Raw genomic sequence first — 18,630 nt, forward strand, 5'->3', positions numbered from 1 at the left:
GCGACTCGAACTGAACGGCGGTCAGTTGGCGCAGAGGGTAGTCAGCCCTGACGGTATGGACTGGGCCCTGCGTCATTGCTGGCTTTTATTGCCGGCCACTCTGGGGTGCTCATCACTTCCTGGGTCAGTCGCATGTGCTCCGGTTCCGGTACCAGGTGCTGCCATCTCTGCTGTTCGGCGGACAGGTCATAGCGGCGAAGATCGCGCAGCAGGTGGACACCAGCAGCAGCGAGGCGGGCTTCTGCTTTAGTCCAGAAGCCCTTAGAACTTTTGACCTCATGCACGGTGGCCAATGGCATGCTGTGGACTCGGCTGAGGCACCACAGCGCCGCCATACCGAGGCCTTGGTTGCGGTGACTGCCAAGGACCTGATAGTTGCTGATGTACAGTCGGTCGTTCAGCGGGCTAATACCATAAGCGACGTGGCCGATGCGGAGGCCACGATGCTCGATAGCCGCAGTGATGTTGAGCCCAGGAAACACAAAATGGTCGCGTGCGGACTCGCTGTGCAGGTGCACCAACTGCAAGCCGATCGCCCGCGCATCGAGTCGTGCCGCCTGGCGGCGTTGAAGGAACTCGCGAAATCTCGCAATCAAAGGCATGGTCAGCTCCAAGGGGGCGATACATGTGGGGCAGGGCAGTTCCCATCCTGGACCACGGGTAGATATTGGTGTGCCATTTGACCGCCCTCTGTCAGCGTTCGCATGAAGTGCCAGGGCAGGCATAAATGTCCGCAATCTGCAGTGAGGAATCAACGCCAACTTGTGAGAGATAAGCTGGGCGCCATGGCTCTAAGGTAAAAGTAGAGCGTTGCATGTCGTTGAAAATAGTTGCCCTATAGTTTAATCTTTTCAGCATCCAAACCCCTTAGGAGCCGATCATGGATGTTGCGAATTCGCGTGCTGCTTACATCGAGCAACGCCGGCAGAATGAAGACGAGCGCAAAGCCCGTGCTGCTGAAAAGCTCAAGAATCATCGTTATACGTGTTTGGTGAACCAGGACGACGCAGAGATCTGGCGATGCAAAGCCGAGGGCACTACGGCTTATGCCTTCGACATCATGATGACTCGCTTCGGTATCGCGGTAGTCGGCGATATTGGTCACCTAACGTTCGGTGTCGGTTTGAGCTATGGCATGAAATTCCTGGCCGGCGATGACGTCACCTACTACCTGCACACCAAGCTGAACGAGTCCCACAAGAAGAAGGTGTTCAGCCAGGACCTGTTCCGGCAGGTGTTAGTGTCGTGCATCTGCCGTGAGCTGCACAATGACTGTTCTGAGGCGATTTGGGATACCCTGCCGGCATGGGCGCAGGACTCGGACTTGGTTCGAGGCGCGCACTGGGCTGAATTCCGCGCTCTGACCGCCACGCATCGCCGAGACATGTCGAATGGAGATGATCGCTGGATGCACTGGGACGATCTCTTCGACCAAGCCGAGGATATTGGCTTCACCGAAGAAGCCCATAGCTTCATGAAGGACAACTCCGCGGTGCTGTGCCTGGGAGACGAGTGGTACGAGCATCGCATAACTGAGACGTGCGACAGCCTCTATGCGCAACTGTACATGATCAACCATGCGGCCAAGGCAATCATGTCCCAGACGGATCAGCCTGCGGCTTGAGGGCACCAAGCATGACAACTGTTACCAAAGCACAGCTTGACCTGATCTATCGCAGTACGCACAGCGACTACAAGGGTGTGTCTGCAGATGGTGTTCGTATGATTCTGGTTTGTCGTGGCGCGACTTGTCTTGTCCCTCTGGAGGACCTAACCCCAGAGGAAGTTGCGCAACGCCTTCCGAAACACAAAAAGTAATTAAAGCTTGCTGAAACCAGATCTCTTGTGATCCTGATTCCAGCAGGGCCGAGCATTCCTTTGTAAAAACGCCCGCACAAACGTGTGAGAATGATCCATAGAAAACAGCCAAGGGCGGAAATCGAACATGGTAACCCACTACGAAATTGGCCCGGACCAAGTTGCCTGTGGTCGAAACAATCACAATCTGGTTTCGATCACGAAGCCCAATGGGGTCACCTGCAAAACCTGCCGGTCGACCGAAGCGCATCGTGCAGCACTAGCTGCAGCGCCGGCAGAAATGGCAGAGCCAAAAGCGGCTGTTGGGCTGCAGATCATCAAAAGTATTCGCGCTGCAGTGCGCCACGACGCTGGGCTGCGTCAAAGCAGATTGTCGTGGAAAGAAGCATGGCGGCTGCGACTCACAATGTTGGGGCCGGGTAACCGGCTGCCTCGGGGCTTCGAACAGCAGCCGTTCACCAAGCTGTTCAGACCGCTGCAGGATGAGTTGCCCCAGTACTAGCTTGGCTCGTAGTAAATCACCACCCTGTGCACGCCCCAAGCCCCGGTCTCCCGGGGCTTGTCCATTAAAAGGACCGAGCAGGCCGGTGAGCTATGAGCCAGACTGGACTGCGTCCATGCACTTGAGCAGCCATGATCAGTTGTGAGCTCGAAGGGAGAGTTCCGGTGTCCAAGTCATCACCCCGACAGTTTCGAGGCACTGACAGTCTCGCCGCGGAACAGCGCTCACGCGATGCAGTCAGTCCATTCCTGGAGGCCTGCGGCTTCAGTGTAATTGCAGACCAGCGAATCCCCACTGGCTCAGCATCCCAGCAGCTTGTCACGTTCCTCAACAATGATGGTGAGGAGGTCAAAGCCCGGGTTCGCCTATGCTGGCGCCGAGATGGTCGCAACTCGAATGAGCAGAGATATTCAGCTGCTCAGCTGACGGCCCACCTTCGGCCTGGTGGCTGGGATGCCACATTGGAGCATGTGGTGGGGAGAGACCTAGCCCTTGGCGTCAGTCACAACCTCCTGTTTCAGCGTGAAGGTGAGGTCGTGGTCTATGCCGCCCTGATCCCTACAGATGCGTTGCACCAGATCTGGAATCGGCAGCGGGAGGTGAGCGATGAGCTCTTGCGCATGGGGCTGAAAGGTCGCATCAGGAAGAACCATGCCCAAAACGGAACAAGCCCAACGCTGTGGCTTCAAGATGATCGGTTGCCAGATACCCACCAGGTAGCCGATGTATTGTGGGAATGGCCAGGGGTTGTTGATCTCGCGAAGCTGGCTGTGGCGGGTCAGATACCGCCAGCCCTTGACGACACATTAGACGATTGCCCAGTGCCGGATTATTCGGCTCTAGGGCGTGACCTCGGGGAGAGGGTGAGCAATATCCGGTCACACGTGAAGCGAGATCCTAAGGTGCGACTTGCGGTGCTGGAGCGGGCTCAGTACCGATGTGAAAGATGCGCCGAGAGTCGGACATTCCCCGGCTTCCTGGACGTGCACCACGTGCTGGGTGCGGACGTGTCGGATCGCTTCTACAACTGCGTGGCGCTATGCCCGAACTGCCATCGAGAAGCTCACTATGGTGAGAACCGAGATGAACTGAACGCGCAGCTTTTGGCGTACGCCCTTCAGTTCCGAGCGTGAGCTCACTCTGCCGATGGTCGTGACGCCATTCTAGGACCTCCAATATCAAGCAGGTCCAATCATGAGAGCAGCACCAGAAGCAATTTTTCGGCAGGTGGATGAGGAGCAAGTCGTGTTCTGGGTCTCAGTCGACGGGCGTTCCTATCGAGCGTGGGGCATGTTCAGGGGGCGGCATATCGACGCCCGGGAACGTTCCCGGTCTGCGGCGGTAGAGGGGTGGCTTCGAAAGGCTAATTTCGCTGCAGATAGGTGAGGGCTGGGCAGAGGGGCGCCGGGTGGACGTTATCCGGCGGCCTCATCCCTGACTACGCACTCAGGGGGCGCGACGTGGGGCTGCGCAGCTTAATCGAAGGTGGGTAGCCTGGCATGTTCGATGAACCTTTCCAACACCGCTCGTTCGTCATTCGATGTGCAGGTTCCGCCGTGTGAAGCCTTGCCACGCAGATCGACTTCCCAGCCGGCGTACCAGGCGTCCTAAGGCCCCACATACACCGCCGAACGTCCGTCAGGGAACTGGTCTGCAGTTAGGTCAACGATCAGCGAATTCACCACGAACCACATGTGAGGCTTGCCGTCTCGCATAGCGCTAACGGTTTCCGCTTCCAGGCCCCCAGGTATGCTGTTGAGGTAGTCGCCGAGCAGTTCGGACGTCACCGCGCAGCAGGCATGTGGAAAACCTGCCATGTGCCGCGGGAGAATGCCCAAGGCTTTCTGTTCCTCGATCGATGCGCGAAAGTCATGCGCGATCTTGTGTACGTCAATCACCATGTTGTGAACCATCGTCATGATAGGAGAGAGGTCGCCGCTTCTGAGGCGCCCACAAAAAAGCCCCGGAAAAATCCGAGGCTCTTCACTTTCCTAGCCGTAACGCCATGAAAGGAGCAGCTGAGGTGAAACCACGAAGCGGCTGTTACGAACCGCAACCTGGAATCCCCCGCGCATCGAGCGCCAACTTACCTCACCAGAGAATCCGGTTCAACGAAATATCGTTTGGACTACTCAGTAATTCGGTTGAGGTCCTTGTACTCTTCCCAGGATGACCCAAGCGCTTCAGCCATTTGGCGATGGCGCTCGATCCGCCATTCTTGAGCTTGCTGAGGAGATTGGGCGACCAGATGAATGACAAATTCATCCAGCTCAACGCCCCGCTTCTTAGCCGCCTCGGCGAATACCTGCAACCGTTGCTGGCTACGATATTCCTCTACCGTCATCCCACTGCCCTTGATCACCTCTGCGCTGACCGCCTCAATCTCTCTCATAGCCTGCGGGTTCTCAGCAAAGAACTTGTCGCGAGCTGCGGTGTACCGGTCTTCGAAGGTCAGCATGCCACTCTCCCTGTTTTGTGAGTTATACGCTGCGAGCCATCGGATGGCGCAGGTGCGTAATTGGAGCGCAAGTTTACCGTGAAATGGAGTCATAGGTGACGGCCACCCGGTGTCACCGGGGGCAAAAACAGAACGGGTACCTGGCCCCATTCCGCCAACATGGAATGCCCGCTATTGGCTGTGGGAAATCCGTTGTCGCCAGTTACACTTCATACTGAACCACAACCTAACCAGGTCGAAGATAGGCGTACGGTACGCGCCAACAACGGGAGAACGAGATGAGCGGAGACGAGCAGTACAGCCAGCTTGATCAGGATCTGGATGCTTTCGGCGATAAATGGTCAGTCGAGAACTCGATCATTTGGTGCCAAGAGTGTCAGTCCAGTCAGGCTGTAGATCAAGCAGCTGATGCATTCGTCCATAGGGCGGGATGTTCGAACGAGACGGAAAATGCTCAGCATCCTTGGCATGAGCTCAAAGCCCTGCTGCGAGATCTGCCCCATCTTTGAAAACAAGACAGGTAGGCAACTTCGACCTCTGTGCCGGCCAGATGCTGGGGTCGAAGGCATCTAATGTGATTTTGGTGTGTGAAGGATTTCATGAAAGCAATTGTCCTCGCAGCTATGGCTGCACTAGCGGTTAATGCCTCGGCGGCAGAGTCAATCGTCATTAGTACTGAGCTTACTCGCAATGGCGATATTGTAGATGCTTATAGCGTGACAACTCAAAGTGGTGTCCGAAAGGCTTACAGAAATATTGAGTACAAGAAGTACAGGAAGCTAATCAATCCGAATAAGGCGCGACTTGCTAATCTGGAGCTCGGCTCCACCGCTTATTTCACGCCTTATGTTGCTAGTGATGGAACTGTCCGCTTAACAATGGACGTTAACTACGTGCACTTGGCGGATATGGGGACCGACAAAGCTGGTGGTCTTGTTGTTGACTATCCTCGGACTGATGGTTACAGGCTTTCTATAACTGATGTGATTCCTAGTGGTGGAAAGCGCGAATATAAAGACAACGATAATGGTGACGAATACGTATACACCGTTTCAGTTGATAAACAATGAGTTTGTGCACTACCCGCACCCATGCTAAGTAAGCTTCATCGTCTGGCTGCTGACTTCCCTGCTACGGGAAGCTCACTGACGAGAATGGGAGGCCGCCGTGTGGGGTGGCGCTGAGCCAGGGATTGGCTGGAGCTCCAAGTCATCGCATACTGTTTTTATATCCAGTACAGGAGGCAGCATGTTGTGGGATGATGAACCTTTGCCGGAGGTTCCTGCCGATATTCTAGCCCGGGTTGGTCAAGGCACCGACTCGGGTGATATCGGCGACCGCGAGCGTTCTGCGTTGCAGTGGGTAATCGCTATCAACCAGCGGCTTTACCGCCGAGCCTGGGAGCTTGAGCGAAAGGTAGAGGAGCTGGAGGCGCATGGGCAGGCCATGAGGGAGCAAATTGTGGGGGCTGGTACAACTTACGCGACGGCTGGGATATGAGCCTTCGACCAAGCAGCCGCGTTTAGTAGCCTATCCCTGTTGTGAGCGTGGTCGCTCAACGCGCCATGCCTGGCGCACTCAAAAAAATACCCTGGCCTGAGGCCAGGGTATGGTGGAGCGTTTTCCTCAAAATGCTCAGCTCAGCATGTCACTCTGGATGATGTAGATCTCAGGAAGATCATCCGCGTTTGGGGCGTCGTTCTGCAACACTTCACAGTCTCGAAGCTCCCGTTTGAAGGTCTCCTGAGCTATGGCCTCATCATCTGCCAGCACCAGATAGGCAGTGTCGTCGTCATCACCACAAACTCGACCTGTTATGAGCCAGGCATTCCGGCCAGTTCCGATGAAGTGTTTTCGCTCAACCGCAACATGGGTTGTGCTGGTCAGATGTGGCGCTAGTGCTTGCTCAGTTGTCATGATGGATTCCTCATGGGTATGCATGGTCCTGAGTAATGCGTCACAGTAATTGCTACGCCTTGCAGCCTGATCAAGTCATCATCAGCACTCGTACCGGAGGCGGTTTTAGGTATTGGCGCTAGCCGGCTATGGTCCGAATCTGGCCCGGGCTACTGGGTATCACTGAAAATGAACTTGAAGTGGTTTCGAGGGCCGTGGCTGAAGTTCCGCTCGCTCGAAGTTGAAGTGATGGGGGGCGGCTTTTGAGCCAGGCTGCATCGGGGCACCGTACGGGCTTGAGTTCGCGCACGCTCTGGGGGTTTCCTTGATAGGCACAAGTGCCTAGAATGCAGCTATTAGGCACATGTGCCTATTCTCAACCGTTTGGAGGTAAGATGGACGACGAAGGGCGTGAAGCCAACCGGCAAGCGTTTCTGGCGCTGCTGAAAAAGTATGACGTCAAACAACGCGAGAGCGCGATGCTCATCAACGCCGTCACCAAGCGGCCTTGCTCCGATCGCGCTGTTCGATCCTGGCTCAACGATCCGACCAAGAAATCTTCCCGGCCTTGCCCAACCTGGGCGGTGAATGCGCTTCGAGACGGGATCGTGTACATGCAACAGTTGATGGAGCGTCGAAAGCAGGCTGCAAAGCTCGACACTGAAGAGGCACAGGCCTAGATAGGCACGTGTGCCTATTTTCATGCCAGTAGGCACACGTGCCTACCTTTGCTTGGCGGCCGTATAACGCCGCACAGTAAGCTTCCCTAAGCCCGAAGATATGGGCGACCCGGCTCAGTCTGTAGGAAGCATAACGAAAAAAGCCCCCAGCAAGCCGGGGGCGGTGGTGCATGCTCAAACCTCATAGCTGAGGCTCAGTCATACGGGGTTTTCGCCGTGGGAGGCAGGCCACGCTCTGAGCGGAATTCCTTGGCCATTTCAGCACGACGCATGTCGGAGAGGATGTCGAACTCGCGCTCGTATTCTGGATTGACGCTGCCTGTAACTGCGTAGGCAGCTTCGACCTTCTGTGCTTGTGCTTCGATTGCGTTGGTCATGGTGTTCTTCCCATAGGTTAGATAGATGAGGTGAGGGATCAGTCTGCTTCAGGCAATCGTTCATTCAGTTCCTTGAGCGTCTGGTCATACTGCTCAACCAGGTCGCTGTATTCCTTCGACTCCCAGGGTTCAAGGCCGCCGGCGGATAGGACTTGCAAGCAATAGTCTTTCTGTCCTTGGACGGACCGGATCTGGTCCGCGATCAGGTGTTGATAGTGGTTCATGGTGACTCCACGGAGCTTGGTTGGCGGTGTACCTGGTGATGGCGCACATGAACTACGAAGCTGGGTAATAAAAACCCCGGGCGAGCCCGGGGTGTGGTGGTGCGTTTGCCTAAGTGAGCCTGAGAGTGTTATGCGCCATCAGCGGCTTGGTCTCGATGGCGAAGCAGGCGTACCGCATAGGTGTCGCTGATTACGTCGTCAACTTCGGCCGCGAATCGGCTGGCGCCCGATTCAACAACTTCGGGCGACCAGTCAGGAGTGAATCGCGCAGTTGTTGTGCTCAGTACGTTATTGCCCTCGCTGTAGTACTGAGCGATCAGGCGTCTGGCACCTTCATCTCCGGCTTGCGGATTCCACGCTGACTCGGACACCCATTCCACGCACATCCGGACAGTGATTCCACGCTGATCCGGACACTCATTCCACGAGCATCCGGACACCGATTCCACGGCCATCCGGACACTTTCCAGGCAGGCAGCTACGCAGGATTTATTCACTACCATCGACCTCTTTTTCGAAGCAGAGAGGTCGTCGTGGAGCGTTTGTCCATGCGTAAAATCCGTGAGGTGTTGCGCCTGAAGTTCGATTGCGGGCTGTCTGTCCGTAAGATCTCCCGCAGTCTGGGCATAGGCCACAGCAGTGCCGGTGATTACCTCTGTCGCTTTGCCGCCAGCGGCCTCAGTTGGCCTTGCTCGTTGTCCGATGCGGAGTTGGAGCAGCAGCTGTTCCCGCCACCGCCGGCGGTACCCTCCGAGCAACGACCGCTGCCCGATTGGGCCATGATCCACGCCGAGCTACGCCGGCCGGGCGTGACCTTGGCGCTGCTCTGGCAGGAGTATCGCCTGAGCCAGCCGAAAGGCTTTCAGTACAGCTGGTTCTGCGAGCACTACCGGGCCTGGCAGGGCAAGCTGGACGTGGTGATGCGCCAGGAGCATCGCGTCGGCGAGAAGTTGTTCGTCGACTACGCCGGGCAGACGGTGCCGGTGATCGACCGCCACAGCGGCGAGATCCGCCAGGCGCAGGTGTTCGTCGCGGTGCTCGGCGCATCCAGCTACACCTTCGCCGAAGCCACCTGGTCGCAGCAGTTACCTGACTGGCTGGGCTCCCATGCCCGCTGCTTCGCCTTCCTCGGCGGCGTGCCGGAGATCGTGGTGCCGGACAACCTGCGAAGCGCGGTGAGTAAGAGCCATCGCTACGAGCCGGACATCAACCCGAGCTACCGCGATCTGGCCGAGCACTATGGCGTGGCGGTGGTGCCGGCACGGGCGCGTAAGCCGCGCGACAAGGCTAAGGCCGAGGTCGGCGTGCAGGTGGTCGAGCGCTGGATCCTCGCCGCGCTGAGGAACCGCCAGTTCTTCTCCCTGGACGAACTCAACAGCGCCATCGCCTTATTGCTGGAGCGCCTCAACCGACGACCGTTTCGCAAGCTGCCGGGCTCCCGGCACTCGGCCTTCGAAGCCCTGGATCGTCCAGCGCTGCGCCCACTGCCGGAGCAGCCCTACGTGTATGCCGAGTGGAAGAAGGCGCGGGTGCACATCGACTACCACGTCGAGGTCGATGGGCACTACTACTCGGTGCCGTACCAACTGGTGAAGAAACAACTGGAAGTACGCCTGACAGCGCGCACGGTGGAGTGCTTCCACGCCAATCAGCGGGTGGCCAGCCACCTGCGCTCACCGCACAAGGGCCGGCACAGCACGCAGGCCGAGCACATGCCCAAGAGCCATCGCGAGCACGCCGAGTGGACGCCACAGCGGCTGATCCGCTGGGCTGAGCAGACCGGGCCGAACACGGCCGGCGTGATCAGCCACATCCTCGAACGGCGCATCCACCCGACTCACGGCTATCGGGCCTGCCTGGGCATCCTGCGCCTGGGCAAGACCCATGGCGAAGTGCGCTTGGAGTTGGCCTGCCGTCGCGCCCTCAGCCTCGGTGCGTGCAGCTACAAGAGCCTCGAATCGATCCTGCGCCAGGGTTTGGAAAGCCTGCCGTTGGCTCAAGCCAACCTGCCCCTGCTGCCGGACGACCACGCCAACCTGCGCGGCCCCGGCTACTACCACTAAACACAAGGAATCCCACCATGCTGCCCCATCCGACCCTGGACAAGCTCCAGACCCTGCGCCTGCACGGCATGCTCAAGGCCCTCGCCGAGCAACTGAAAACCCCCGACATCGACAGCCTGAGCTTCGAAGAACGCCTCGGTCTGTTGGTCGACCGCGAACTGACCGAACGCGACGACAAGCGCCTGAGTAGCCGCCTGCGTCAGGCCCGGCTCAAGCACAGCGCCTGCCTCGAAGACATCGACTACCGTGCCCCGCGCGGGCTGGACAAAGCGCTGATCCTCCAGCTGAGCAGCGGTCAGTGGCTGCGCGACGGACTCAACCTGATCATCAACGGGCCCACCGGCGTGGGTAAAACCTGGCTGGCCTGCGCCCTGGCACACCAGGCCTGCCGAGAGGGCTACAGCGTGCGTTACCTGCGCTTGCCGCGCCTACTGGAGGAGTTGGGCCTGGCTCACGGCGACGGGCGCTTCGCCAAGCTGATGAGCAGCTACGCCAAGACCGACCTGCTGATCCTCGATGACTGGGGTCTGGCCCCGTTCACCGCCGAACAGCGTCGCGACATGCTGGAGCTACTGGATGATCGCTACGGCCAGCGCTCGACCCTGGTCACCAGCCAGATGCCGGTGGACAACTGGCACGAACTGATCGGCGATCCGACCCTGGCCGATGCCATCCTCGACCGCCTGGTGCACAACGCTTATCGGATCAACCTCAAGGGCGAATCGATGAGAAAGCGGGTGAAGAAATTGACGACACCGGGCACCTCAGACTAACAATGCAACCCCTGCGTCGCTGCGCTCCGACTGCCTGTCCGAATGATCGTGGAACAGGTGTCCGGATCAGCGTGGGCTGAGTGTCCGAATGGCGTGGAATCCGCATCCGGCTTCGAGAAAGGCGATCGCCTCCTTGATGCCAACCGCAGTTCGGTACTCTTTTTTGGCCACTGCTGATGTGCAGTTAAAGCTCAGCCCATCAACGATCAGCCAGCCCATAGCACCCAACCGATCAGCGATGAGTGTTTTCAGTGCGTCGTTTTCGACACCTGTAGCCTCAGTCGGGGCCTGCTCACTTGGTAGGTGTTTTGCGTCGATCCGCTTCGCCAGGTCCTCGGTCACGACGAAATGCGTGTCGCCAAGGGTACGCACAATTCCTCGCCCCCGAATTGGTGATGCCAGGCGATCGAGGAGGGGCCTGGTGTCGCGGATTTCTACGCCCTCTCCAGTTTCTGCGATGCGTACGACGCATGCCATTTCGACGACGGTTCGTGCTAGCTCTGGGGTCAAGCAGGTCGATACTTTCACGAGTGTTGCCATGGGTTTTCTCCTGAGGAATTAAACATCGTCCTCAGGGATGAATTACATGGTGGAACAAGGTCGCTGGCACCCATTACACGCGTGCGTGAACCATCCCCATGGGCAAGTTCAACCAGATTTCCCTTCTGAGGAGTGCCCCATGAGCAGCACCAAAACAGTCCCTGTCGCCGATTACCGTCGCGCTTTCGATCGTCTTTTTCGTAAGGTGAATGACTACCATGCCTGCTGCAGCGCCGATGAGGTAACCAATTGGAAAGAGGTTGCCCAGCGAGTGCTGGCCGAGGTGTCGAACATCTCGTGCTCACGTGCAAAGCCCGATGATCTTGAAAACATGGCCAAAGCGATTGGGAAGATTCAGGGCTACCTGGCGGCCGCGGACGCGCGTATTAAGGCTTACAGCCGCGAGGCGTGATTCTTTCCAGCGGCCATCGCATGGCCTGGCACCGGGTCTGGCACCTAACGCTACACCACCCCGTACTGCTCAAGCAGTCCGGGGTTTTTTACGCCTACGCTCACGCTCAATTAGGCTGCCAGAACTGATTGAGGGCCTTATTGCAGCGGCGGTTCATTGTGCTGGCGCCGAGCCCGGGGCCGCTTGCCGCTTAGAACCGCTTATCAGGTGTTGTTGGCCATCTCCCAGGACACGGTCAACCTGATACTTGAGGAGCAATCCAATGCAAACCATGCCCGAGACTATCGCTTTGCTACGCAACAGAGCGCCAATTTCTGTAGGTGCCAGCCAGTTCAACGGAAAGCCAGTTTTCAAAGCCTACTCGAAGAGCGAGGACCGCTACTATGAGCTGAGGGGAGACGCTTCAACTGGCGATCACTACGCCGCATTGGTTGCTGAGTATGGCGACGTGATCAGCAAGCTCGCCGAAGATCATGATGTCGAGCAATGCACCCGCTGCTTCGCCGATCTTGAGGTTTTCCAGGTAGGTCTTTGCGACGATTGCCAGGCCTTAGCCCTTTGAACCGACAACGCTACACCCACCCGGCCTATGAGCCGGGTTTTTTGTGCCTGGTCAAAAACAATTAAGTCTGTCTCGGCCGAACAAGGTCTGTCCCGCTCCTGGTACTAGATCAGTGCCATCCTCGCCGGACAGCTAGCGTTGCCGGCGACGGGCCTCCACCTCATTACGGCAATTGAGACTGACTTTATTGTCTAGATTCATACCTAGCGCATGGGAGCGGGGAGCCTCAGGTTGATAAATGTTGCCCTATAGTTTAATAATGCTGTCGTCCATCATGCCTACTGGATGAGCACGAGGTCACAAACAATTAAGTCTGTATGAGTGCCTTCCAGACCGTGCAGCTAGCGCTGCCGGCAACGGGCCTCCACCTCGTTGCGCCAACTGAGTCTGAATTTATTGTCTAGGTTCAGTGAGCGACCTGTTGACTAACCGTCGCCAAACACACTTTGCGAGGACCTCTGCATGCCCGATCCCTTCGCACATCACCTGCGGCTCAAACGCCCATGTGCAAACTGTCCATTCCTCAAGGAAGGTGCGATCGAGCTCGCGCCTGGACGGTTGGACGGGATTATTGAAGGGTTGCTGGAGGATGACCACAGCTCATTTCAGTGCCATAAGACGGTCCACTCACGAAAAGGTGGTGATCGGGATGAGGACGGCAATTACAGATCTTCAGGTCATGAAGCAATGTGCGCTGGCGCAGCCGCCTACCTGATGAACAACAATAGACCCTCGGTCGCAATGCGATTTGCCTTTGCGACTGGAGCTGCAACACCGGCAGATTGGGACCAGTCCAAGGCAATCATAATTGACTGACCCTGCCAGCATGCCGTCTACCCACACATTATTCGGGTGCAAGAATTTGGAGAACGAAGTTCAACTGCAACAACCGCTTTTGACTCCAGATGAGTTCAAGGCTGCGTACAAGGCCCGCGGCTGGAATGGTCGTATGCTTGCCATTCGCTGGAACATGACCGCTTCTGGGGTGAGCAGACTGGTCAACGACCTGGACCGCAGCCCGCACTGGGATGAGGCGGTCCGCAGCTTGCCCGAATTTCAACAGCAACAACCGCTTTTGACCTCGGCTGAGTTCAAGTCTCTGTATAAGTCTCGCGGCTGGAATGGCCGCATGCTCGCCAATCGCTGGGACAAAACTGCTATTACGCTTAGCAGGTTGGTCAACGATCTGGACCGTAAACCGCATTGGGATGACGCGGTCCGCGGCTTGCCCGAAGTTCAACTGCAACAACCGCTTTTGGCCCCGGATGAGTTCAAGTTTGTGTACAAGACCCTCGGCTGGAATGGCCGCAAGCTTGCAAGTCGCTGGAAAAAAACATCTGTGTGGATAAGCAAAATTGCCAGCGATCCGGATCGTGATCCGCACTGGGATGACGCGGTTCGCGGCTTGCCGAAATTGGTGGTCCGGAAGACGACCAAGGCTAAGTAGGCGGGACCTTGCCAGGGGGCCCGCAGCGTTCTGGGGTGTTTGCGTTGTTCTCCTGGGAGCTACGTGGACTGAGACGTATGTAGCGTTGTTCCACATCTCCCTAGGTCATGCAACGCAAGCCTCAGGAGATTGCAAATGGGAACACTCAACTCGACCCCTACTGGTCCGGAAATGCCTCTCAATCTGTGGGCGGGAATTCAAGGGCAGAGGCTGCGCCGTGCTCAAGCACGGCATGAGCGAATGGTGGCGAAAGCGATCAAGGACAACGTTTCTAGCCGCCGTCTCAAACAATTGGTCATGCGCTATGACCGGATCCTTCTCGCTGCCGTAAAGCTCGTGCCTAGGTAGCCCTGAAGTATCACTCTCACCAGAAGCCTCAGCCATGCTGAGGTTTTTTTTTTACCCGCAGCCCGCGCCGGCAGCCTGAGCAAAAGCCTTTCGCTAATGGGGTTTGGGGAGCAATGGAACCAAAAACCAACGTAAGCTCTGAATCCCACCGTAAAGGGGCTTTCCGATCTCCAGCTCACCCGCCAGGCATTACTCTCTGATCAGTGCCTCGATGATCGGGCAGATCGTTCCGCCGTCTCCCGCATCACATTGCTGCACCAGTTCGCCTAACAGTTGCTGCATGACGACCAAGTCGGCCATCTTCTGCTCGATCAACGCGAGCTTGCGTGCAGCCCGTGCTCGCGTTTCGGCACAGGCGCACGACTCATCCAGCGTCAGCAGTCCACCGACTTCCGAGAGCGTGAAACCCAGCGCCTGAGCCCGCTTGATGAAACGCAGTCGCTTCACCATGTCCACCGGATAGCGCCGATGGCCACCCAAGGGTTTGGCTGGTTCATCCAGCAGCCCGCGTCGCTGGTAGTAGCGGATCGTCTCGACGTTCACCCCGGCGGCGTCTGCCAGCTTGCCAATGGTCAGCTCTGTGGCCATCACTTTCTCCTTGATTCCGTACTTTGGTACGGAGTTTAGAATAGCACCTAGGCAATCAGGCTCAGGAGATGGGAATGGGGATGCAACTCACCGGGAAAGGCTCGCTGGTCGCGAGTTCGCTGACCGCCATCGGTGCGTCGGTGTGCTGTGTCGGGCCACTGGTGCTGTTGGCACTCGGTGTCGGCGGTACGTGGGTGGGCGCTCTGACCATGATGGAGCCACTACGCCCCCTCTTCATCGGGTTGACTCTACTGTTCCTGGGATTGGCATTCCGCAAGCTCTACCTGGTGCCACAGGTTTGTACGCCAGGTACACCCTGCGCCGATCCGCGCACGCTCGTGCGACAGCGACTCGTGTTCTGGATCGTCAGCGTGCTGCTGCTCGGCCTATTGGCCGTGCCGTGGCTCGCCCCGCTGTTCTACTGAAGGAGATTAACCATGCGCAAACTGCTGATCGCCGTGCTTTTCGCCTTGCCCTTCGTGGCGCTGGCGGCTCCCCCGAAAACCGTCACGCTCGACGTGCAGAACATGACGTGCGGACTCTGTCCGATCACGGTCAAGAAGTCGCTGGAGAAGGTGTCCGGCGTGAGTGACGTCCAGGTCAATTTCGACCAGAAGACGGCGACCGTCACCTACGATCCCGATAAGGCCCAGCCCGAGGCACTGACTGAGGCGACCGCGAACGCGGGATACCCCTCCACAGTGCAGAAGTGAGGTCACGATGAGCGCCATTGTCCTTGAGTCCGTGCTGACTTGCCCGCGCTGCGGCTTCGCCAAGCCGGAAACCATGCCCACGGACGCCTGCCAGTTCTATTACGAGTGCAGCAACTGCAAGGCGCTGCTGCGCCCCAACCCAGGGGATTGCTGCGTTTTCTGTTCGTTCGGCTCGGTGAAGTGCCCGCCGATCCAGCAGCAGCTTGGGTGTTGCTCATAGCGTTTAGGGGGATCACAGGTCGTCGTCTGGATTACGCAGTGGCCGCAGCTCGCCGCGCGCAACTTCTTCCGGTACCGCAAAGGAATACCGCCCGAGCATGTTGATGTGCTCGTAGATCAGCGGCGATAGCCGGGCCAAATCCTCTTCCAGCACTGGATAGCCGTGCTGCTTGAGCCGTTCCACGGCCGCCGTCATGTAGAGGGTGTTCCACAGCACGATGATGTTCACCACCAGGCCCAGAGCACCGAGCTGGTCTTCCTGGCCTTCGCGGTAGCGCTGGCGGAGCTCGCCGCGTTTGCCGTGGAACACGGCGCGGGCCAGGCTGTGCCGGCCTTCGCCTCGGTTCAACTGGGTCAGGGTGGCGCGGCGCTTGGACTCGTCGTCGATATAGGTCAACGTGTGCAGAGTCTTTTCGATCCGCCCGAATTCGGCCAGCGCCTGGGCCAGCCGGGTGGGTCTATCTCCCGTTTGCAGCGTGCGCATGATGCCAGTCGCCGGCACCCGGCCGAGTTTGAGCGAGCCGGCCAGGCGCAGCAGGTCGTCCCAGTGCTCGGCGATCAGGTCGAGTTTGACCGACTGGCGGGCCAGCCCGTTGAGCTTGCCGTAGTCCGCGTCCGGGCGCGTGCGCCAGAAGCGGGTACCGCCGACATCGGCCAGCCGCGGACTGAAGTGGTAGCCAAGTAGGCGGAAGAGCCCGAACACCACATCGCTGTAGGCCCCGGTGTCGGTCATGATTTGCGTCGGCTGCAACTCGGTCTGCTGTTCCAGCACGACCGCCAGCAACACCAGGCTGTCGCGCAGCGTGCCGGGCACGGTGATGGCGTTGAGGCCGGAGAATTGGTCGGAAATCAGGTTGTACCAGGTGACACCCCGGCCGGTGCCGAAATACTTCGGATTGGGGCCGGCATGCACGGTGCGCACCGGTACGACGAAGCGCATGCCATCGGCGGAGGCGACCTCGCCGCCACCCCAGACTTGGGCCAGTTCCAGTTGGCTTTGCGCTCCGACCAGGATGGCGTTAGCCGCTGACAGGGTGTCGTCGCGGATATAATTCTGGCTGACCCAGGACAGCCGGTCACGGCGCAGCGCCGGGTTGTCGGTGCGGATCAAGGGCTCCAGGCCGGTGTTGCAGGCCCCGCCCAACAGCACCGCGCAGAGGCTGGTGACCAGGTTGTCGGCGCGTGCATTGCGTTCGGAGACATGGGTGAAGGCCTCGGAAAAGCCAGTGCGGGCGGCGATTTCCAAGAGGATTTCCGGCAGATCGACACGCGGCATCAGGTCAGACACGGCCGCCCGCAGTTGCAGCAACGAGCAGGGCTCGTCCAGCTTGTCCAGCGCCCCGAGCGACAGTTCGGTCTTGCCCTCGGTGTTCTCGCTCAGTTGAATCGCCGGGTTGTCGGGCAGGCGCGCGGCTACTGCCAGCCAGGTTGCATCCAGCTCGACGGACAAGGCGTCCAGGGTGGTTTTGGCGTCGATGGTCAGGCCCAGTGACCGGCAGATGATCGGTCGCGCCGCCAGCCATTCGGCACCGTCGAGCAGGCCAAGGCGCGGGTCGGCATAGCGCCAACTGGGCGAGACGAAGACATCGCGGCGGCGCAGGGCCGTGCGCAGCGCATCGAGCGTGCAGAACACATAGGCACCCATGTCGAGGGAGCCATCTTCGCGGGTGATGTGCTTCTGCCAAGCCTTGGCCACGATCTCCTGCGGCGCGTCATCCTCTGGCTTCCGGCGCGGCAGGTTCAGTTGCAGCCACTCCAGACTAGCCGCCACGCCCTTGCCGGCCGGGCTGAAGCCGAAGCGGATGTGCTTGAGCAGGTCGGGCAGGAAGCGGCGCACGCTGCGGTAGCGCGCTTCCAATGCAAGAAAATAGACGTCATCTACCGGGCGGATCAGCGCGTTGACCTCTTCCAGGGCCTTTTCCAGGGTGGTCCTCGGCAGGTCGTTGAACAGCCGGGCGCGCACGTTGTCATCGCTGATCGAGCTGTCCAGCACGACCTTGCACGCGGCGGCGAGCGTCGCGGCCGACCGATCCAGGTCTTTCAGGCTGCGCATGCGGGCTTTCTTGTCGGCCTTCTCCGCGTTGCTGAACAGGTCGCGCAGCAAGGCCTCCAGGACTTCCAGTGCGTCGTCGTGCGCAGTCGCCTCCAGGCAGAGTGCGAAGGCCACCAGTGTCGCCATCCGCCGCGACGCCGGCAGCCGATTAATCGCGGTGACCTTGGCCGTGTTGGCGAAGCGGGCCAGGGCGGCGATACGGCTGGGAGGGATGTGCGCCGCCGCCGGCAAGGTGATGCCGATGCCGCGCACGTCATCGAGCCGGCGCAGTGCCCGAATCAACGCGGGGCCACTGACCATGACCGGGCCGGAGCGCAATTGATCCAGCCGGGAGCTGCGGTTGCCTTCGGCCACCGTCAGCAAGTCTTGCAGTTGCAATCGCTGTTCCTCAGTCACGCTGCGGCCCAGCGTAAACCAGAGGCGTTCTTCGACCCGACTGCGCAACTGGGCGATAAAGCGCTCTAGTTGAGACACACCAGGCAGGAGGACTTTCTGTGTGAACAGCCACGAGGTGGCTCGCTCAAACAGCACTCCCGGCCGGTCGGTGCCCGTCCAGCAGAGGGCATACAGCCAGCGGCTCAAGCGAAAGCCGATGCCCGGATCGGTGAAATGACGATAGCCAAAGCGGTTCTGAATATCGGTGGCATGTATCCAGCGGCGATGATCGCTATAGCGCTGGAGGCAGTCGGGGTCTGGAATCGCCAGTTGTCGGCAAAGCACCTGCAGGACTTCCACCGGCACGGCGGCGGGCTTGTCCGGCAGAACGCCAACGAAGCGGACGGTGGTCAGCAGAACGGCATAACCCAGACGGTTATGGTTACCCCGCAGCACCTGGATGGCTTCACGGTCTTCATCGCTCAGGTGGAAGTAACGTTCCAGCTCTTCACGGCTGGGCGAATCAACATAGCGGCCAAAACCGTCGCGTTGCTCTTGAGTCAGAAAACCGACCGGCATTGA

The 18,630-nt window shown here is 58.8% G+C and carries 26 protein-coding genes; 16 read left to right on the plus strand and 10 right to left on the minus strand.

Translation table 11 applies throughout. The features are described from left to right. Positions 1 to 41 precede the first annotated feature (41 nt). Positions 42 to 602 carry a hypothetical protein gene (locus M1D87_RS26595; protein ID WP_031324879.1) on the minus strand — a complete coding sequence of 187 codons (561 nt, stop codon included), beginning with the start codon at positions 600 to 602 and terminating at the stop codon, positions 42 to 44. Positions 603 to 880: 278 nt separating this feature from the next. Here M1D87_RS26595 and M1D87_RS26600 point away from each other — a divergent pair, with 278 nt between their 5' ends. From M1D87_RS26600 to M1D87_RS26610, 3 genes are all read left to right on the plus strand, one after another. Further along, positions 881 to 1,624 carry a hypothetical protein gene (locus M1D87_RS26600; RefSeq protein ID WP_023662042.1) on the plus strand — a complete coding sequence of 248 codons (744 nt, stop codon included), beginning with the start codon at positions 881 to 883 and terminating at the stop codon, positions 1,622 to 1,624. A 321-nt stretch (positions 1,625 to 1,945) separates the two neighbouring features. Further along, entirely contained in the window at positions 1,946 to 2,320 is a 375-nt protein-coding gene (locus M1D87_RS26605; RefSeq protein WP_023662043.1) for a hypothetical protein, read from the plus strand. A gap of 536 nt (positions 2,321 to 2,856) precedes the next feature. Then, positions 2,857 to 3,453, plus strand: coding sequence for an HNH endonuclease (locus M1D87_RS26610; RefSeq protein ID WP_223817450.1), 597 nt, complete (start codon positions 2,857 to 2,859; stop codon positions 3,451 to 3,453). 474 nt (positions 3,454 to 3,927) lie between these two features. On the opposite strand, the gene M1D87_RS26615 is transcribed toward M1D87_RS26610, so the two are convergent. Together M1D87_RS26615 and M1D87_RS26620 are read right to left on the minus strand one after the other, a co-directional pair. Beyond that, on the minus strand, positions 3,928 to 4,221 hold the full coding sequence (locus M1D87_RS26615) for a hypothetical protein (RefSeq protein ID WP_223817449.1): 294 nt from the start codon (positions 4,219 to 4,221) through the stop codon (positions 3,928 to 3,930). 227 nt (positions 4,222 to 4,448) lie between these two features. Continuing rightward, a complete protein-coding gene (locus M1D87_RS26620; protein ID WP_023662045.1) occupies positions 4,449 to 4,778 on the minus strand; it encodes a DUF6388 family protein in 330 nt (109 codons plus the stop codon). A 278-nt stretch (positions 4,779 to 5,056) separates the two neighbouring features. Here M1D87_RS26620 and M1D87_RS26625 point away from each other — a divergent pair, with 278 nt between their 5' ends. The 3 genes from M1D87_RS26625 to M1D87_RS26635 all read left to right on the plus strand — a co-directional run bounded on the left by M1D87_RS26625 (position 5,057) and on the right by M1D87_RS26635 (position 6,278). Then, positions 5,057 to 5,287 (plus strand): hypothetical protein, encoded by a 231-nt coding sequence (locus M1D87_RS26625; protein ID WP_023662046.1) that lies wholly within the window; start codon positions 5,057 to 5,059, stop codon positions 5,285 to 5,287. A gap of 90 nt (positions 5,288 to 5,377) precedes the next feature. Then, the gene (locus M1D87_RS26630) at positions 5,378 to 5,848 is read left to right on the plus strand and encodes a hypothetical protein (RefSeq protein WP_023662047.1); all 471 of its coding nucleotides are present in this window, start codon (positions 5,378 to 5,380) and stop codon (positions 5,846 to 5,848) included. A gap of 178 nt (positions 5,849 to 6,026) precedes the next feature. Further along, a complete protein-coding gene (locus M1D87_RS26635; RefSeq protein WP_023662048.1) occupies positions 6,027 to 6,278 on the plus strand; it encodes a hypothetical protein in 252 nt (83 codons plus the stop codon). Positions 6,279 to 6,413: 135 nt separating this feature from the next. Here the strand turns inward: M1D87_RS26635 and M1D87_RS26640 are convergent, their stop codons facing one another. Beyond that, a complete protein-coding gene (locus M1D87_RS26640; RefSeq protein WP_023662049.1) occupies positions 6,414 to 6,695 on the minus strand; it encodes a hypothetical protein in 282 nt (93 codons plus the stop codon). Between the two features lie 374 nt (positions 6,696 to 7,069). Here M1D87_RS26640 and M1D87_RS26645 point away from each other — a divergent pair, with 374 nt between their 5' ends. After that, positions 7,070 to 7,354, plus strand: coding sequence for a hypothetical protein (locus tag M1D87_RS26645; RefSeq protein WP_004577594.1), 285 nt, complete (start codon positions 7,070 to 7,072; stop codon positions 7,352 to 7,354). A gap of 194 nt (positions 7,355 to 7,548) precedes the next feature. On the opposite strand, the gene M1D87_RS26650 is transcribed toward M1D87_RS26645, so the two are convergent. The 3 genes from M1D87_RS26650 to M1D87_RS26660 all read right to left on the minus strand — a co-directional run bounded on the left by M1D87_RS26650 (position 7,549) and on the right by M1D87_RS26660 (position 8,410). Continuing rightward, a complete protein-coding gene (locus tag M1D87_RS26650; RefSeq protein WP_004577593.1) occupies positions 7,549 to 7,731 on the minus strand; it encodes a hypothetical protein in 183 nt (60 codons plus the stop codon). 38 nt (positions 7,732 to 7,769) lie between these two features. Further along, on the minus strand, positions 7,770 to 7,955 hold the full coding sequence (locus tag M1D87_RS26655) for a hypothetical protein (protein WP_023662050.1): 186 nt from the start codon (positions 7,953 to 7,955) through the stop codon (positions 7,770 to 7,772). A gap of 128 nt (positions 7,956 to 8,083) precedes the next feature. Then, complete coding sequence (locus M1D87_RS26660; RefSeq protein ID WP_421091843.1) at positions 8,084 to 8,410, minus strand: hypothetical protein; 327 nt, start codon at positions 8,408 to 8,410, stop codon at positions 8,084 to 8,086. A 93-nt stretch (positions 8,411 to 8,503) separates the two neighbouring features. Here M1D87_RS26660 and istA point away from each other — a divergent pair, with 93 nt between their 5' ends. Together istA and istB are read left to right on the plus strand one after the other, a co-directional pair. Further along, on the plus strand, positions 8,504 to 10,018 hold the full coding sequence (gene istA, locus M1D87_RS26665) for an IS21 family transposase (protein ID WP_144000691.1): 1,515 nt from the start codon (positions 8,504 to 8,506) through the stop codon (positions 10,016 to 10,018). Positions 10,019 to 10,035: 17 nt separating this feature from the next. Next, the gene (gene istB, locus M1D87_RS26670) at positions 10,036 to 10,791 is read left to right on the plus strand and encodes an IS21-like element helper ATPase IstB (RefSeq protein WP_144000692.1); all 756 of its coding nucleotides are present in this window, start codon (positions 10,036 to 10,038) and stop codon (positions 10,789 to 10,791) included. 66 nt (positions 10,792 to 10,857) lie between these two features. Here the strand turns inward: istB and M1D87_RS26675 are convergent, their stop codons facing one another. Beyond that, the gene (locus M1D87_RS26675; protein ID WP_190295243.1) at positions 10,858 to 11,331 is read right to left on the minus strand and encodes a hypothetical protein; all 474 of its coding nucleotides are present in this window, start codon (positions 11,329 to 11,331) and stop codon (positions 10,858 to 10,860) included. A gap of 139 nt (positions 11,332 to 11,470) precedes the next feature. On the opposite strand from M1D87_RS26675, the gene M1D87_RS26680 reads away from it, so the two are divergent. From M1D87_RS26680 to M1D87_RS26695, 4 genes are all read left to right on the plus strand, one after another. Further along, a complete protein-coding gene (locus tag M1D87_RS26680; RefSeq protein ID WP_023662056.1) occupies positions 11,471 to 11,743 on the plus strand; it encodes a hypothetical protein in 273 nt (90 codons plus the stop codon). A 262-nt stretch (positions 11,744 to 12,005) separates the two neighbouring features. Further along, positions 12,006 to 12,305, plus strand: a complete 300-nt coding sequence (locus tag M1D87_RS26685; RefSeq protein ID WP_023662057.1) for a hypothetical protein — start codon at positions 12,006 to 12,008, stop codon at positions 12,303 to 12,305. 462 nt (positions 12,306 to 12,767) lie between these two features. Further along, on the plus strand, positions 12,768 to 13,121 hold the full coding sequence (locus M1D87_RS26690) for a hypothetical protein (RefSeq protein WP_144000655.1): 354 nt from the start codon (positions 12,768 to 12,770) through the stop codon (positions 13,119 to 13,121). Between the two features lie 46 nt (positions 13,122 to 13,167). Next, positions 13,168 to 13,752 carry a hypothetical protein gene (locus tag M1D87_RS26695; RefSeq protein ID WP_237043898.1) on the plus strand — a complete coding sequence of 195 codons (585 nt, stop codon included), beginning with the start codon at positions 13,168 to 13,170 and terminating at the stop codon, positions 13,750 to 13,752. 537 nt (positions 13,753 to 14,289) lie between these two features. On the opposite strand, the gene merR is transcribed toward M1D87_RS26695, so the two are convergent. Then, a complete protein-coding gene (merR, locus tag M1D87_RS26700) occupies positions 14,290 to 14,688 on the minus strand; it encodes an Hg(II)-responsive transcriptional regulator (protein ID WP_003089120.1) in 399 nt (132 codons plus the stop codon). Positions 14,689 to 14,762: 74 nt separating this feature from the next. Between merR and M1D87_RS26705 the strand changes: the two genes are divergently transcribed. Genes M1D87_RS26705 through M1D87_RS26715 form a run of 3 tightly spaced genes read left to right on the plus strand, consistent with a single transcriptional unit; the run spans position 14,763 to position 15,621 of the window. Further along, positions 14,763 to 15,113, plus strand: coding sequence for a mercuric transporter MerT family protein (locus M1D87_RS26705; RefSeq protein WP_003089115.1), 351 nt, complete (start codon positions 14,763 to 14,765; stop codon positions 15,111 to 15,113). 12 nt (positions 15,114 to 15,125) lie between these two features. Continuing rightward, the gene (gene merP / locus M1D87_RS26710; RefSeq protein WP_003150552.1) at positions 15,126 to 15,401 is read left to right on the plus strand and encodes a mercury resistance system periplasmic binding protein MerP; all 276 of its coding nucleotides are present in this window, start codon (positions 15,126 to 15,128) and stop codon (positions 15,399 to 15,401) included. Between the two features lie 7 nt (positions 15,402 to 15,408). After that, entirely contained in the window at positions 15,409 to 15,621 is a 213-nt protein-coding gene (locus M1D87_RS26715; protein WP_003089113.1) for a GDCCVxC domain-containing (seleno)protein, read from the plus strand. Positions 15,622 to 15,633: 12 nt separating this feature from the next. On the opposite strand, the gene M1D87_RS26720 is transcribed toward M1D87_RS26715, so the two are convergent. Next, entirely contained in the window at positions 15,634 to 18,627 is a 2,994-nt protein-coding gene (locus M1D87_RS26720; RefSeq protein WP_003299771.1) for a Tn3 family transposase, read from the minus strand. Positions 18,628 to 18,630: the final 3 nt, after the last annotated feature.

This window comes from Pseudomonas sp. SA233 (assembly GCF_054792385.1).

Excerpts from the sequence above, each read along its gene's own strand:
- M1D87_RS26595 (WP_031324879.1), bottom strand. The coding sequence starts at position 602 with ATGCCTTTGATTGCGAGATTTCGCGAGTTCCTTCAACGCCGCCAGGCG.
- M1D87_RS26600 (WP_023662042.1), top strand. The coding sequence starts at position 881 with ATGGATGTTGCGAATTCGCGTGCTGCTTACATCGAGCAACGCCGGCAG.
- M1D87_RS26605 (WP_023662043.1), top strand. The coding sequence starts at position 1,946 with ATGGTAACCCACTACGAAATTGGCCCGGACCAAGTTGCCTGTGGTCGA.
- M1D87_RS26615 (WP_223817449.1), bottom strand. The coding sequence starts at position 4,221 with ATGGTGATTGACGTACACAAGATCGCGCATGACTTTCGCGCATCGATC.
- M1D87_RS26620 (WP_023662045.1), bottom strand. The coding sequence starts at position 4,778 with ATGCTGACCTTCGAAGACCGGTACACCGCAGCTCGCGACAAGTTCTTT.
- M1D87_RS26625 (WP_023662046.1), top strand. The coding sequence starts at position 5,057 with ATGAGCGGAGACGAGCAGTACAGCCAGCTTGATCAGGATCTGGATGCT.
- M1D87_RS26630 (WP_023662047.1), top strand. The coding sequence starts at position 5,378 with ATGAAAGCAATTGTCCTCGCAGCTATGGCTGCACTAGCGGTTAATGCC.
- M1D87_RS26635 (WP_023662048.1), top strand. The coding sequence starts at position 6,027 with ATGTTGTGGGATGATGAACCTTTGCCGGAGGTTCCTGCCGATATTCTA.
- M1D87_RS26640 (WP_023662049.1), bottom strand. The coding sequence starts at position 6,695 with ATGACAACTGAGCAAGCACTAGCGCCACATCTGACCAGCACAACCCAT.
- M1D87_RS26645 (WP_004577594.1), top strand. The coding sequence starts at position 7,070 with ATGGACGACGAAGGGCGTGAAGCCAACCGGCAAGCGTTTCTGGCGCTG.
- M1D87_RS26650 (WP_004577593.1), bottom strand. The coding sequence starts at position 7,731 with ATGACCAACGCAATCGAAGCACAAGCACAGAAGGTCGAAGCTGCCTAC.
- M1D87_RS26655 (WP_023662050.1), bottom strand. The coding sequence starts at position 7,955 with ATGAACCACTATCAACACCTGATCGCGGACCAGATCCGGTCCGTCCAA.
- M1D87_RS26660 (WP_421091843.1), bottom strand. The coding sequence starts at position 8,410 with ATGGCCGTGGAATCGGTGTCCGGATGCTCGTGGAATGAGTGTCCGGAT.
- istA (WP_144000691.1), top strand. The coding sequence starts at position 8,504 with ATGCGTAAAATCCGTGAGGTGTTGCGCCTGAAGTTCGATTGCGGGCTG.
- istB (WP_144000692.1), top strand. The coding sequence starts at position 10,036 with ATGCTGCCCCATCCGACCCTGGACAAGCTCCAGACCCTGCGCCTGCAC.
- M1D87_RS26675 (WP_190295243.1), bottom strand. The coding sequence starts at position 11,331 with ATGGCAACACTCGTGAAAGTATCGACCTGCTTGACCCCAGAGCTAGCA.
- M1D87_RS26680 (WP_023662056.1), top strand. The coding sequence starts at position 11,471 with ATGAGCAGCACCAAAACAGTCCCTGTCGCCGATTACCGTCGCGCTTTC.
- M1D87_RS26685 (WP_023662057.1), top strand. The coding sequence starts at position 12,006 with ATGCAAACCATGCCCGAGACTATCGCTTTGCTACGCAACAGAGCGCCA.
- M1D87_RS26690 (WP_144000655.1), top strand. The coding sequence starts at position 12,768 with ATGCCCGATCCCTTCGCACATCACCTGCGGCTCAAACGCCCATGTGCA.
- merR (WP_003089120.1), bottom strand. The coding sequence starts at position 14,688 with ATGGCCACAGAGCTGACCATTGGCAAGCTGGCAGACGCCGCCGGGGTG.
- M1D87_RS26705 (WP_003089115.1), top strand. The coding sequence starts at position 14,763 with ATGGGGATGCAACTCACCGGGAAAGGCTCGCTGGTCGCGAGTTCGCTG.
- merP (WP_003150552.1), top strand. The coding sequence starts at position 15,126 with ATGCGCAAACTGCTGATCGCCGTGCTTTTCGCCTTGCCCTTCGTGGCG.
- M1D87_RS26715 (WP_003089113.1), top strand. The coding sequence starts at position 15,409 with ATGAGCGCCATTGTCCTTGAGTCCGTGCTGACTTGCCCGCGCTGCGGC.
- M1D87_RS26720 (WP_003299771.1), bottom strand. The coding sequence starts at position 18,627 with ATGCCGGTCGGTTTTCTGACTCAAGAGCAACGCGACGGTTTTGGCCGC.